The sequence below is a fragment of the Aliivibrio sp. S4MY1 genome (genome assembly GCF_028765545.1).
Lineage (GTDB): Bacteria > Pseudomonadota > Gammaproteobacteria > Enterobacterales > Vibrionaceae > Aliivibrio.
The window spans coordinates 306,910-322,161 of sequence record NZ_JARACP010000002.1 but is presented as its reverse complement, the minus strand read 5'-3'; the positions used below and the strand labels follow the sequence as shown (position 1 = coordinate 322,161).

Annotated in this window: 11 protein-coding genes; 9 read left to right on the top strand and 2 right to left on the bottom strand. The window is 38.1% G+C overall.

Features of this window, described 5'->3' with window-relative positions; genetic code table 11:
• The first annotated feature begins 8 nt into the window (after positions 1–8).
• Positions 9–1,751: a response regulator gene (locus PVK71_RS03925; protein ID WP_274417605.1), complete on the top strand. Its 1,743-nt coding sequence runs from the start codon at positions 9–11 to the stop codon at positions 1,749–1,751.
• Between the two features lie 74 nt (positions 1,752–1,825).
• Here PVK71_RS03925 and PVK71_RS03920 read toward each other — a convergent pair whose 3' ends face one another.
• Positions 1,826–2,281, bottom strand: coding sequence for a hypothetical protein (locus PVK71_RS03920; protein WP_274417606.1), 456 nt, complete (start codon positions 2,279–2,281; stop codon positions 1,826–1,828).
• Positions 2,282–2,296: 15 nt separating this feature from the next.
• Entirely contained in the window at positions 2,297–4,408 is a 2,112-nt protein-coding gene (locus PVK71_RS03915) for an LruC domain-containing protein (protein ID WP_274417607.1), read from the bottom strand.
• Between the two features lie 414 nt (positions 4,409–4,822).
• Here PVK71_RS03915 and PVK71_RS03910 point away from each other — a divergent pair, with 414 nt between their 5' ends.
• The 8 genes from PVK71_RS03910 (at position 4,823) to PVK71_RS03875 (ending at position 15,250) form a co-directional block, all read left to right on the top strand.
• Positions 4,823–5,140, top strand: a complete 318-nt coding sequence (locus tag PVK71_RS03910) for an STAS domain-containing protein (protein WP_274417608.1) — start codon at positions 4,823–4,825, stop codon at positions 5,138–5,140.
• Between the two features lie 36 nt (positions 5,141–5,176).
• Positions 5,177–6,010: an OmpA family protein gene (locus PVK71_RS03905; RefSeq protein WP_274417609.1), complete on the top strand. Its 834-nt coding sequence runs from the start codon at positions 5,177–5,179 to the stop codon at positions 6,008–6,010.
• A gap of 1 nt (position 6,011) precedes the next feature.
• Positions 6,012–8,123, top strand: coding sequence for an SLBB domain-containing protein (locus tag PVK71_RS03900; RefSeq protein ID WP_274417610.1), 2,112 nt, complete (start codon positions 6,012–6,014; stop codon positions 8,121–8,123).
• Complete coding sequence (locus PVK71_RS03895; protein WP_274417611.1) at positions 8,123–8,830, top strand: CpsD/CapB family tyrosine-protein kinase; 708 nt, start codon at positions 8,123–8,125, stop codon at positions 8,828–8,830. The genes PVK71_RS03900 and PVK71_RS03895 overlap by 1 nt, the downstream gene beginning before the upstream one ends.
• A 2-nt stretch (positions 8,831–8,832) precedes the next feature.
• On the top strand, positions 8,833–10,371 hold the full coding sequence (locus PVK71_RS03890; protein ID WP_274417612.1) for a SpoIIE family protein phosphatase: 1,539 nt from the start codon (positions 8,833–8,835) through the stop codon (positions 10,369–10,371).
• 47 nt (positions 10,372–10,418) lie between these two features.
• Positions 10,419–12,686, top strand: coding sequence for a response regulator (locus PVK71_RS03885; protein WP_274417613.1), 2,268 nt, complete (start codon positions 10,419–10,421; stop codon positions 12,684–12,686).
• 70 nt (positions 12,687–12,756) lie between these two features.
• On the top strand, positions 12,757–14,241 hold the full coding sequence (locus PVK71_RS03880) for a sigma-54-dependent transcriptional regulator (protein WP_274417614.1): 1,485 nt from the start codon (positions 12,757–12,759) through the stop codon (positions 14,239–14,241).
• Positions 14,222–15,250: a glycosyltransferase family 4 protein gene (locus tag PVK71_RS03875; protein WP_274417616.1), complete on the top strand. Its 1,029-nt coding sequence runs from the start codon at positions 14,222–14,224 to the stop codon at positions 15,248–15,250. The genes PVK71_RS03880 and PVK71_RS03875 overlap by 20 nt, the downstream gene beginning before the upstream one ends.
• Positions 15,251–15,252 lie beyond the last annotated feature (2 nt).

Sequence of the window (15,252 nt, the reverse complement as noted above, 5' to 3'; positions counted from 1 at the left end):
TAGTCACTATGAATGCATTAAAAAACCAAAATAAACATAATGTAAAACAATTTTCTATCTTAATAGTTGATGATTGCTTAGTCTCTTCTCTATACCTTTCTAAGTTACTTGCACTTTTAGGTTTTAACTCTATCGATCATGTCAAAACATACCAACAAGCGATTAAATCTTGCTCAAAGAAACGTTACTCTTTATTATTTATTGATTACCATTTAGAGCAAGTTTTAAATGGTTCGGAACTTTATGACTTATTAAAAATGAAAGGATTTATTGAGCCTTATACACGAGTTATTACGGTTTCAGGAGATAACACAACACAAACCGTTCTTAGTACTCTTTCAAAAGGTAATGGTGATTATCTTTGTAAACCAATAAGCAAGTCTATTCTTAGTCATAAGATGAAAAATGCTTATCAAGAATTTCATTTATTTAAAAAACTATATACCATTGAGAAAAAAGGCGATCACGAAAAACTCAAAGAGTATGCTATTTCTGTTGCTAAAAATAAAAACATCAATGAATTAGATCAGCTTCTATTTAAACTTTTTTCATCAAATGAAGGAGAGGAACTTATCGCGCTATGTAAACAACCTGAATTTTCAAATAGAAGAAACTATATACATACTCGATTACATCTTGAAAATACACTTTATCGTAATACTCCACAGTTATTAATTAAACAAGCTGAAACCTTATGCCAACAGCACCCTTTATTCGCTCCTGCCTTTGATTTTTTAAGTCAACTTCATTTACAACAATCACACTATGAAGAAGCTTTAACATCAGCATACAATGCATTAGGTCTTACTCCTAGCGTTCCATTAAGAGCATTACATACACTGAAGCTGGCTCTTGTTTGTAATAATAAACATTACTTCCTTAAAGCCTCTCATTTACTTGCAAATCATTTGCCTATTGCAGATCAAGATTGGTGTACTTATGTTGCAAAGGCATTTAATTACTATGGTGAATACATTCAAAACTGCGAATCTGTACGTGATAAAAAGCAATTTATTCTTGAACAGAAAAACTTCGTTAGGCGCTCAGAATACCGCTTAACCGCAATACAAAAGAAACAATTAACCATTCTTTTTAGTTTCAGTGAATGTAAACGAATGATTAAAAAAGGAGATCTCATTACAGCTAAACGAATCATGTTGAAAGCGAGCAAACCCTTTTTTGATGATTTACATCAGCTAAACTCAGTAATTCTAGTTGAATTATTATACCTTCTTTCATTTTATGGGGAGCTTTGGCTACTTGAAAGGGTAAATGCTGTGATAAAAACAAAGCATCAATTTAATGATTATTGTCTCGATGCCTTACATATATTAAAGCACGATCAAGAGTTAAATGAATCATTAAAAATGCTCTCTAGTACGCTAAACGAAAGTAATAAAATAAAAACTGCAAATTTAACCACTGATGATCTAGAACTAAAGCAACATCAGTATCAAAATGCCTTAACTCAATATCCATACTCATCGGAATTATGTATCAGTTTACTCGAGTGTTATATCTCTCTAAGTATAGATAATCCCGCAACAATCAGTTCGATGGTTGCCGCTATTCAAAACATGCCATTATCAGATAAATTGATGATTCGAAGAGAAGCTATATTTAAAGCCTTACATGCTCATGAAGGGTATATCAAAGAAAAAGGAAGCTCAAAACTTCCCAATTCATACATGAAAAAAGATAAAGAAATACTAAATTTCCCGCATAAGTCCGCTACAAAGTTGTTACTTTAGTACCCCCTCATCAACTAAAAATCCCTATCAAGCCCCCCGTTTTCAACATAAAAAAGCGGGGGGCTTATTTATACTCAATTCCATACCAGTAGGTTATTATCAATAGTAAACTCTTTCTGTAAGGGTAGACTTCCATCGTATGACCATATTTCTGCAACAATAGTTGATTGCTTTTCTGCCAGTAAGAATTCAATAGTTAATATTCCATTGCTCACTGCAGAATCGATAATTTTACTGTCATAATCAACAATATATTGTTCATTAGCCCCTTCTATATAAATAGAATAAACCGATAAATGGCTCCTTTCAGGTAAAGAACCGCTTAGATTAATCTCAAGTGTATGAGTGGTAACAGGATTAAATGTAAACCCCTCAGGAGCAACCAAATCCTGTGTTTTAACTGGTTCAGGTTGTGGTACAGCCGCTGGTGATGCTCCACCTCCTGTACCACCGGAACTGCCAGAGCCACTACTGTCACTACATGCCATTAAGAACAGTGACGCTATTACTACTAGTATTTTATTTTTCATTGTGACGTCCTCTTCTTAGTAATATTTATTATCAACAGCATTGCTATTATCGTACCAATCTGTATTACTGAAACCGCCAGAAGTCGTGTAATCAGCAAAGTCAGGGTAAGCCGTCGTTAAATCAACACGCTCTCTTGGCCATTGCCATTCATCGTAAATCAATAACGCCCATGGCATATTATTTATCGTTTTAAAATAACGATCGCTGCTTGGATCACTTGTATCTTGAGCTAAAGTAAAGAAGTTAGTATCAAAGGATTCTGTTGGTGCTTGATCAGCTAAATGCACCTCATAGCTTCGCCCTGGTGCTTGAGCAAAGCTTGGTCCATGATAATAGCCAGGAGTAGCAAACAAGAATGGGTCATAAGGCATTGCAGGCATACTTGCTGTTGCTATAGGAGCTGTAAAGCTAAAGTTAAGCTCAAACTCTAATCCTACATTTTCACGACAATCATTCTGAGTTCTAAAGTAAGAACACTCATAGCTAGAAACATCGATGGCATCATTAATAAGGATGAAACTGGCCTCACTCATATCTGATTCTTGAGGAGCACTCCCTTGTAATGCTGCATTGTGGTAAAGCTGTGTTTTCGTAGAATCAATTAACTCGTCATTAATTCCAGATAAACGAACGGCAAAACCACTATGATAACTTGCACCTACGGCTACTAATTGGCCTGAAATAGTCACTTTAGCGACTAAACCATCTTTTAGTACTTCTGTAATTCGATATCTCAATACCAAGTCATTCATATCGTAGTCTGCGGTTTCTGGCCAATTATCTTCATAAGCAAGGGTTACGTAACCACTAACTGATGGGAAATGACGTTGACTCGTATTTGCAGCCACAATCGTTGCCACATGATCTTCCACCTCACCCGAGGTTGAACCACCATAATAAGCTAACCCCGTTTGTTGACTAAAACGGAATCGAGACCAAGTATCACCTACGGTTGCACCGAATGGTACTGTAATTATTACCGAGTTAATCCCAGCCACTAATGCTCTATCTGTGATAACTTGTTCGCCCTCATCAGCAAAATCACCATCATCATTCCAATCAAACCACGCTGACAAATATCCCGAAGTCGATGCAGTAATTGCGATCACCGAATCTAAGCCCGGCTCTAGTGCTGTAACAAAGCCTACGCCATCCTCATCATCACTGGTTATTGAATCATCAGAATCAGGAGATTGTGCTGCATAGTAATCACCATCCACACTACTACCTAACCAAGTCACCTCATCCATTTCATGACGAGCCCCATTAGAATTTAGAGTCGTTCCATAACTATCCGGTGCATCACCAAAATCAATCGTTGCTGGCTCATCGGTATCAATTAAGGGAGCATTAGCACAACGAGCACCATCGTTTTGACTTGAAAATGGACCATCAGCAAACTTCACAGCAGGAACCACACCAGAGTCAATGATCGCTTGGGTTGATAAATCAACTCGATAAACCTGACCATCCTGGTTACGAGATAAATACAAATACCCATCAACATCAAAATACATCGCACCAAAAGTGCCCAGTTCTCCAGTGTCACCAATATAAGTAGAAACCCCCGTATTGATATCAAACTCATATAACCAGCCAGACCCATTATCTACCCCATAAAGGTGATCATTATCAGGGTGGAAAGCAAAGTCAGTTAAACTAACACTGGTGGTTGAAGTAATAAGCTCTGCCGTTAATGCAGCTGATACATTTGAATCTAATGGCGATAAGTCTATTTTATAAAAGCCAGTGCCTTTCCTATAGATATAATAGTAATGTTCATAAACATCACCAATATAAAATGTGGTGCTTGCAGGAAGGCCACTTACAGACAATGTGGTTGCTTGAAAGTTTTCCCCCAATCGAACAACATTATAGTTAGTGGTATCAAATCCGTATATATAACGATCTTCTTCGTCAAAGCCAACCCCATTAATATTGGCATTCAAACCAGTGTCACTTTGCAAAACACTGTATGAACCAGTCACTAAATTCACACCATAAACGCCTACTGGGTTACCTTGAAATAAATAAGCCTTACTTGGACAAGTATCAAATGGATCAGCCAACAACTTAGAGCTGAAAAATAAAGAGACTAAAAATAGTATTCTTATAAATTGAGACATAGCATCTTCCTTTTGTTATTTTTTCTCTACCTGCTAACCAAGCAAAAGATGCGCCAACTTTAAGTTATTGATTTTTAATGAATTTATATTTATAGCTTATTTAATTATCAAAATGAAATTCATTTTGAATATCAATATATATATTAAATGCCTTTATTTAAGGAAAGTTCTTCCTTCTGAATTTTTTATTTATCCTTCTATTTATTCCATATTATTTTATTTCCTTACTGTTCTTTATTCATTAGTAACTTCTCATTATGCAAACTGCATTGCAATTTGAGAATCTACTTTACTATTGAAATTTAAAAATATAAAAAAACCATAAGCACATGAATATATTAATAAAAAAAACTGGCATAGTTACTGCTCTATTCATAATACAAACACAGAAGGACATTTCCTTAGGAGCTTATTATGGAACTACATCAATTTGAATCAAATACAGAAACGCTTGTTTTAGCTATTCAAGGTGATATGGATGCGATTGGCTGCCGAGATATCCAACCTACGATTGACGAAGTGCTTCAACAAGAGCACCACCAAGTTCAAATCGATCTTGCTCAAGTCGCCTTTCTTGATTCATCAGGCATTGGAGCAATTGTTTATCTCTATAAACGCCTTATTGAAAAAGAACGCACGATGCAAATTCAAAATGCGCACGGACAACCTTTAGAATTACTAAAGCTATTGCGTATTGAAAATGCCATTCCAGTAAACAACACAACTCATTAATTACTAAAAATGAACGATTGGACAGGGAGCATCATCATGAATAAACGACACTTATTCGGCCTTAGCTTAGGACTACTTGCACTGTCTGGTTGTACTTCATTTGCAGAACCTGGAAAAGGTGGCGAAGCAGAAAACTACCCACAAGCAGCATTTTCTCCCGTAATGCCAGATCAGCCTTTAGGCCCAGAGCACGGTTTACGTTTTGATTGGGAATTAGCCGCTCGTCACTTGGATATTTTAATTCTAGAAAAAGCGGAATGGTGTTTTCCTGCAACCGTGCATCAAGCCAAGCAAAATGAGGCACGAATCGCTCGAGAGCTAGAAGGAGGTTTACAACTGGATGCCGCGAATGATTTAGTCATTCAACGTAACCTATTAAAGCGTTTAGAACGACAGTTAGATTACGTAAAACGCCAAGAAACGTGCACACCACCCTCAGATTCCAACAATGGGAATTCAGATATTGCGTTAGCACAAACTATTTATGACTTACTAAATAGAGACAACCAGTTCGCATTTAACTCCGCTGAATTAAACCCTAAATACGTAGTAAATTTATCAGAGGCCTCACAACTTCTTAATAAGCATCAAGACTTCAAATTATTAGTCACTGGCCATGCGGACGCTATTGGTAAAGAAAACTCTAATCAAGATCTTGCTCTTAATAGAGCCAAACAGGTAAAACGCTACTTAAGTATTTTTGGGTTATCTTCTGATCGCATACATGTCGATTCTGTTGGCTCAAATGATCCATACCTAGCAGGCACAGAACCTCACGTTAGACTCACCAACCGCCGAGTTACCATTGAATTACTGCAATTAGATCAACCATTAATGTTAGAAAGCAACCACTCTAATGGAGGGAATTAAAATGCGTATTTTTCAAATAATTTTATTCATTTTAACATTAAGTACCTCTTTCCTAACGGTTGCCAATGAGGCTAACAATAATGTCAGGGTGGGTGATGTCATCTCAATAATGCTACCAGGTGAGGACTCTCTAAATAAAGAGTTTCAAGTCGATAAGCAGGGACGCGTTATTTTACCAGAAGTCGGTCCTATTTTTGTAGCAGGAAAAACAGAAGCCCAAATGGTATCTAGCATCACATTAAGTCTTAAAACCATATTACAAGATCTCACTAATCTTCAGGTCTTTGTTAGTAAACGTCAGCTAATAATCAATATTCAAGGGTACGTAAAACAGCCGGGGGAGTACACCTTAGTGGATGGTGACTCTGTTCAACTCGCTCTTTATGCTGCCGGCGGTCTACGATCTGGTGCTCAATTAAACCGTTTACAACTTCGCCGAGCAGATAAAGTCACTACCTTTAACTACAAAGCCTTTTTAGATTCGGGTAACCAATCTCTTCTGCCTACGCTTCAATCATTGGATACCCTATTTATCCCCGCATCCCCTATGGTAGGTAATATTGAACAAGAGTTTGATCCTGCAAAACTCTCTCAAGCCGGTGATGCTGCGGATGGAAAAAAAGCCATCAAAGTATTTGGTGAGGTGAATTCACCGGGGACATTCTCATATAAATCAGGGACCAATCTGGTTGATGTTCTTATGAGAGCAGGTGGCGTTACTCGTTATGCCGGTGTAGAGCAAATTCGAGTGATATCTAAAAACCAACCCGCTTTATTTAACCTTAAACGCTATTTAGATACAGGGGACTCTAGTTTATTACCCCCACTCGAAGTTGGCTCCACTATCTTTGTACCAAAACAAGAAGAAGAAATTAAATCGGGTTCAAACATGGTGTATGTCATGGGTGAAGTAGCAAAACCCGGCGCTTTTGAAGGTAAAAAAGGCGCAACTTTTATGGACATTTTAGCCAATGCTGGTGGTCCAACACGTTTCGCTGAATCTCGCCAGATCCGTGTAATTAAAGCCAACGGAGCTGTGATTAATTTTGATTTATCTGGATATACCGAAGGAACGAATTATATGCGCCCCCCAGCGATTGCAGCAGGAGACGCTATCTTTGTTCCTGAAAAAACCGACATGAACGAAAAATCATGGTTAAAAATTGCACCAAGCCGTGCTGTACGAGTGCTAGGTGAAGTACAACACCCTGGCCGTATTGAATGGTCAGATGAAATGTCATTTTTAGATTTACTGGCACATGTAGGCGGTCCTACTTTACGTGGCGATACCACTCGAATTGAAATTGTGACCCCTGATGCAAGTGGAACAAACCAAGTCTACACTTTTAATCTAGACTCATTTATTTCAAAAGGAAAACCGGATTCGACCCTACCCACTATTCGTGCCGGAGCGACCATTCGAGTTCACGATTTACCACAAGATCCATCAGACAATAAATCACAATGGGTACGTCAAAGCTCTGATAGCTCAATTTATGTTTTTGGTCAGGTCAATGCCGCAGGTCGTTACCGCTTTACCAACGACATGCACTTTTTAGATATTTTATCAGCAGCAGATGGACCAACAATGGATGCCGATATTCATAATATTCGTATTACCCACAGAGATAAGAGCTACGCACGAGTAAGTAAATTAAACCTAGCTTTATATTTTGAAACCGGTGATGAGTCTCTACTACCAAAAGTTAAAACAGGCGATACCATTTACATCCCAGAAAAAAACCGTATTTGGGTTGATGAAAGCAAAGAGAGCACCATCCGAGTACTGGGTGCTATTAATAAACCCGGCCGTTACCGTTTTAATGATTCAATGACATTACTTGATCTATTAGCGGAAGCTGGAGGTCCTAGTGATGTGGCTTACCTTGAAAAGATCAGTGTTGTAAATCACGCTTTAGATGAAGGGCAAGCAAGAACCTTTGATCTTGTTAAATTTAGCCGTACAGCCGACTTTAGAAGCATTCCCGTACTCAGAGCGGGGGATACCGTCTATATTCCCAACAAAGACGAAAGCACAATGGAGCAAGTACGTGTTGTAATGAAAGATGTTTTCCAAGTTGTCGCAACCATCGCCTTAATAGGAGCACTATAATGAGAATTCCTTCGTGCCATATGGAAATAGAGCAGGTGTTTTTACAATTAGAAAAGCACGAATGCCACTCACTGTGCATCACTTCAACGAACCCTGGCGAGGGGGTAAGCTCTCTTGCTCAAGCCTTAACTGAAAGGCACTTACTTGCAGGTTATCGTACACTTTTAGTTGATTTAAACTTACAAAACCCGAGTTTAACCGCCTTATCTTTAGAGAATACAATTAATAATAGTGAGACGGATAGATCACATTGTTTAAATTATATCGAGCATAATTCTCAAGTCATTCTTGGCGTTCCTGTGCCACAAAACAAAGCACAAATAGTTGAGTTACGTCAGCCAAAAAAATTAAGTGAACAAATAAAAAAATGGCGTGAAGAGTTCGATAAAATCATCATCGACAGCTCTGCTCTCTCTCAATTAAATGCCAATAACATACCTGCACAAAGTATTGCAGGTTGCTGTGATGGCACCATCATGGTGGTGTTATCAGGCCAAACATTACAGACCGAATTAAAAGAAGCATTAAAATCATTAGAGAATCATCATGCGAACCTCATCGGTCACGTTTTTAATGATAAATACCAACCTCGATTAAAAAATGAAATTTGCAGAGAAATTGAGCGGCTACACTTTCTTCCAAATGCAATAACCAACAAGCTAATCGCTTTTATTCAAAATAATCGATTCTTATCTACAGTGGTGTAATTATGACTGACGCTATTCTACTTTTTGAAAATACCCAACCAACCTCACTAGAGTCAGTTAGAGTGCTGCGTCAATCGCTGTCTAAAATACTTGATCAATTAGATCTACAACAAACATTCAAACACCAATGCTTACTTTGTTTTTCTGAGTGGAGTACTAACCTTGTGCTTCATCCTGATAAACCAAGTCTATACCTCACTGTCGCCTTAAAAAAAGCCAAAACTCATTGGCACCTGAGTGTCAAAGATGATGGCGAACCTTGGGACCCAACCTTAAAAGAAAAACAGAATGACATTGGGGAGTTTTCATTAAAATGCAATGATCGTGGCATTGATATCATTCAAAGCCAAACAGATAATATTAGTTACTACAGCACTAAAAAAGAAAATGTATTTACCATGAGATGGACTCGCGAAGGAGAGCAAAGACGACCTCGCCTTCTTATCGTAGAAGATGATGCCATCCAAAGCTCATTATATCAGGTTTACCTGCGCGATCAGTTTCATGTCGTTATTAAAGCTAATGGGGAAGAAGCCCTAAACTTCCTCAAAAATGAAACAGTTGATTTGATAATTTCAGACATTCAAATGCCAAAAATGGGTGGATTAGAGTTAAGACAACGCTTAGAATCAGAAAATGCCTTTTCTATTCCCTTCATCTTTTTATCTCGCTTACAAGATAACAATACTTTAATGGACGCTGCTGAACTTGGTATTGATGATTATCTAGAAAAACCGATTAAAAAAGAAACCTTAGTCCGATCAATATCACGAGTACTTGCTCGATTTAACCAAGTGTATCGTTCACTTTCACAGCAAGTAAATCAAAAAATAACACACACGTTATTACCGCAAGTAACGCTTAATTCGTCCTACTGGGACCTAGCAATAAGACAAAGAAATACAGGCCATGGTGGTGGCGATTTTGTATTATCAATGAGCGACGAAAACACCACTCAATTGCTGCTGGCCGATGTCATGGGCCATGATGAAAGTGCTAAATTTTTTGCTTACGCTTATGCCGGTTATATTCGAGGTTTAATGCAAAGCACCAAACGAACTCAACCAGCTCAATTACTCTCAATGTTGTCAGATAACGCCTTTAACGATCAACTGTTATCTCAAACTATGTTGACCAGTTGTTGTGTCAGTTTAACTAACGAATCCATCGTGAAAATAAGCAGTGCTGGGCACCCTGCTCCACTTCATATTAAAAAATCAGACCCAACATCTCAAGCTAGCCTAATCACAATATCAACCGAAGGGACCTTGCTTGGTTTATTGCCTCATACCCAATACAAAGAAACAAAAGTGACCCTACAAAAAGGGGAACGGCTTGCTCTATTTACCGATGGGTTATTTGAATCAGGTAACTCAGTATCAGAGCGTGAAACACTAGAAAAAGCGATTAAAGAACAGCTTATAAATACGATTAATTTACCTTTAGAGGCCGCTATTGAAACCATCATGCAGACTTTCGATTCACTGGCAGGTACCCCCCCCAACGATGACGCTTTATTACTTATCATTGAAAAGCAATAATTTGGTATGTGCTCATTGTAAACACGTAATACCCAAAGGAGCTTATTATGACATTCAGACTTAAAACCATCATTAGTATTACGATTATCCAGAGCCTTATGTTGCTGGTTTTAGTCTTGAGCTCTATCAAATTTCTCTCTGATTCTAGTGAGCAACAATTACTTACCCGATCATCTGCCACTCTGCATATGTTCACAACTGCAATTCAAACACCACTGCTAACCAATGATAAACAAGCGATTACAACATTAATGAACGACCTTATCGCTCTTGGTAAAATCTGCTATGTGAAAATTTACAATGCGAACGGAACACTTATTACAGAAGGAGGGCCTAAGTTGCATGAGATCCCAAACCCCAACAGCCCTATTTTGCATAATGCATCAGACGGTAGCTATGATATTCAAACTATCATCAAAAATGCTGATACCCCTTTAGGTACGGTTGAAATAGGTTTTGGTACTCATGGCATGAATACTTTTTTAATGAGAGCAAAATCATGGATATATACGATTGCATCTATTGAGCTAATCTTCGTTATTGGTCTCTCTTTTTTACTTGGTAATCTGCTGACTCGTAATCTACAAAAACTAAAAACTGCCGTAAATACGGTAAAAGATAAAGGTCCAGGAACACAGGTCGATATTAGGTCAAGCAGTGACTTAGAAGAAATAGCTCAAGCCTTTAATTCTATGTCTTACAATCTTGAACAAGGTTACGATGACTTACAAAAAGCAAGACAAGAAGCTGAAACAGCCAATGAAAGTAAAAGTCGCTTCTTAGCATCAATGAGTCATGAGATCCGAACACCAATGAACTCAGTACTCGGTATACTTGCCATTTTAAAAGAAAGTAAGCTAAAGCCAAACCAGCAAGAACTGGTTGAAACTGCCACCGACTCTAGTGAACTTCTTTTATCGATAATTAATGATATTTTAGACTTTTCTCGAATGGAAGCGAACACCTTTTATTTGAACAATAATGCCTTCAATATCCATGAATGTTTGCAGCAAGCTCTACATAGTTTTCAAACCCAAGCAGATAAAAAACAGCTGCAACTGTCGTTATCATTATCTGATAGTGTCCCTGAATATGTGAGCGGTGATATAAATCGCTTACGTCAAATAATACTTAATCTCGTTGGAAATAGCTTAAAATTTACCGACAGTGGCTTCATTCTTGTTACGGTTGATGTCCACCCTATAAATGACCGACTTCAACTCACTTGTACCGTTAAAGACTCAGGCGTAGGTATTAAAGCAGAACAGTTAGAATATCTATTTGAAGAATTCACCATGGCAGACAATAGCTTTGCTCGTTTTCACGAAGGGTCAGGATTAGGCTTAGCCATAACCAAGCGACTCGTTAACTTGATGGATGGTGATATCAAGGTAAAAAGTGAACATCAAAAAGGCAGTGAGTTTACATTCCAACTTATGCTTGATCTCTCAACAGCAGAAGAAATAGAAATAATACAAACGCATAAACAACTACCACATACCTTGATCCCTAAAAGCACAAAAAAACAAACTCAGATCCTTGTTGTGGAAGATAACCATGCCAACCAAATTGTTATAAAAAATACATTAAATTATGCTGGATACGAGATCGATATAGCAAATAATGGGAAAGAGGCGATCTCTATGAACCAAGAAAAAACCTATGACTTGATATTTATGGATATTTCTATGCCAGGGATGGATGGAATAACCGCCACAAAAAATATCAGATCACTCTCGAAAATACACAAAAAAATGCCTATCATTGCTTTAACAGCTCACGCACTTTCTGGGGATAAAGAACGATTTATTGATGCTGGAATGACAAATTATTTGTCAAAACCATTTAATAGAACCAAACTATTAGAGTGCATCAATCACTACTTATCACGCCCTAAACATGATTCAACAGAAAAAGGATCACCTGTGCAAAATAAAGAAAATATAGTCGATAATCAAGAGCCACAATACATCGATGAAGAGATCATTCAACAAATTATTCGGGATACTGATGCGAGTGTCATGCCTGAATTGATTGAATTTTATATTATTGAATCAAAAGTTCGAGTAGATACTATAAGCAAAGCAGGAAAAGAAAAAGACCTTTATGCGCTTGAATTTGAAACTCACACTCTAGGAAGTAGTGCGCTAACTCTCGGAAACATTGCTTTATCTGCAATTGCTCGTGAAATTGAGCTACATTGTATACAACAACAGTTTGATGAAGCCTTTGAAAAATCAGAATTATTGCCAAATATTGCAATGAAATCGTTTTTAGCACTGGAAGAACGAAACGCGCAAGGCTTCACAAAATAAAATTAAGATAACAGTACAATGTAATAAATATAACTGTTACAAAATTGCTAGGTAAAACAGGATGTTGCTTATGCTACAAAAAGTACTATTAGTTGAAGATTCAACGTCTCTGGCTATTCTCTATAAACAGTACGTGAAAGATGAACCTTATGACTTCTTTCACGTCACTACAGGAGGAGAAGCCATCAAGTTTATGAAAAAGAATCCACCACAACTGGTGATTCTTGATCTAAAATTGCCGGATATGTCAGGGCAAGATGTACTTGCATGGATGAAAGAAAATCAATTACCTACCGCTGTTATCGTCGCAACAGCTCACGGCACCATTAATATTGCTGTGAATTTATTGCAAAGTGGCGCAGATGATTTTATAGAAAAACCGATTCAAGCCGACCGACTAAAAACCTCCATTAGAAACCATCTTAAACGCGCTAAATTAGAAGGTTTGGTGGAAGATTTACAAAACACCTTTAATCGTAAAAAATACCAAGGGTTTATTGGCTCAAGTCTTCCAATGCAAGCTGTCTATAAAATCATTGATGCCGTTGCCCCAACCACTGCCAGCGTTTTTATTTATGGCGAAAGTGGCACAGGTAAAGAAGTTTGTGCTGAAGCTATTCATTATCAGAGTCAGCGTCATGATAAGCCTTTTGTTGCCATTAACTGTGGTGCTATTCCTCGTGATCTGATGGAAAGTGAAATCTTCGGTCATGTTAAAGGAGCATTTACTGGCGCAACAACCGATCGAAAAGGAGCCGCCATGCTTGCCAATGGGGGAACACTCTTTTTAGATGAGCTCTGTGAAATGGAATTAGAAATGCAGAAAAAATTACTGCGTTTTTTACAAACCGGTCGATTCACCCCACTAGGTGGAAGCAAAGAACTCAGTACCGATTTACGCATCATTTGTGCAACTAACCGAGACCCATTAACCGAGGTAAACGAAGGACGGTTTAGAGAAGATTTATACTACCGTGTTCATGTTGTTCCAATTCAAATGCCCCCACTGCGTGAGCGTGGAACAGACATCATTGACATTGCCACTTTCTTCTTAAAAAAATACGCCAAAGAAGATAAGAAAAAATTTACAGCCATAAAACGAGATGTAGAACTGATGCTTTGCAATTACCCATGGCCTGGTAATGTTCGTCAATTACAAAATATTATCCGTAATATCGTGGTTCTGCATAATGAAACCCATGTAATGATAGAGCACCTTCCACCACCACTGAATCAACCAAGCACAAAACCGTCAGCTAAACCTCAGTTAACAAGCATTCCGCAACCAGTAACAACACAGCCTCAACGGGTTCCAGAGCAAACGGTAAATACTCAACCATTTGATTCTGTTGATACTCCTAGTTCTATGCAACATGACACGATGAATACCAATTCAATTCGCCCAATGGCTGATATAGAAAGAGAAGTCATTCAAAATGCAATTGACCATTGTGATGGTAATGTCCTTAACGCCGCAGTATTACTTGAACTAAGTCCATCGACTTTATATCGAAAAAAACAAGCGTGGGAAGCTTATGAAGAGCCAGACTCATAATCAAAAAGACGAAATCTGGTTACTTCTAGATAGCCGAGGTGTGGGGGGGATTGAGTCCCACATCTTGCAACTTGCACAGGGGTTAAAGCAATTTCAACGCTCTGTACGGGTTATCTTTCTTTGTAAATATGAACAAACTCACCCACTCACCATAGTATTAAACAATGCGAATATTTCGTATCGTTTTTTAGATGGTACATTACGTGATCTATTAGATTACACTCGACATCATTGCCCTAGTGTTATTCATTCTCATGGTTACAAGGCCGCAATATATTCTCGATTACTGCGCTTATCCTTACTGACATCTCATCAAAAAATACGATTTATTAATACCTTTCATGCTGGTGAAATTGGCAAAGGAAAACTGGCTTTATATGACACCATTGATAGATGGAGTGCGCCCTTTAGTCATCATAATTTTGCGGTCAGTGAACTGATAAACCAACGAGTACCTAGTCAAACCACTGTATTAAATAACTTTATTTATACCGAAGGGCTCAACCAATCATCAGGCAATCAAATTGCGTTTGTGGGACGTCTAAGCCATGAAAAAGCCCCCGATAGATTCATCGAATTAGCAAAACAATACCCTGATTACCCTTTTCATATTTATGGTTCAGGTCCGATGGAGCAAGAACTGACAAAACACCTTCCAAACAACGTAATTTTTCATGGGCATCAAGGTTCAATGGACACCATTTGGAATGATATTGGCTTACTGATTATCTGCTCTCGCTACGAGGGGCTACCCATGACGGCATTAGAGGCGATGGGCAGAGGCATACCCGTTATATCAACCCCTGTGGGTAATATAAGTAAACTAATACAGCCAGAAATGAATGGATGGATCGTCGAGCCAGAAGACTTACCTAAAACACTCTCTCATTGGTTTGAGTTATCACCAATTAATAAAGTTGAAATCCAACACGCCGCCAAGCAAACCATTGCACTACAATTTTCTAGCAACGCTGTCATACCACAAATATTAGAAGTATATGACGTATAGCT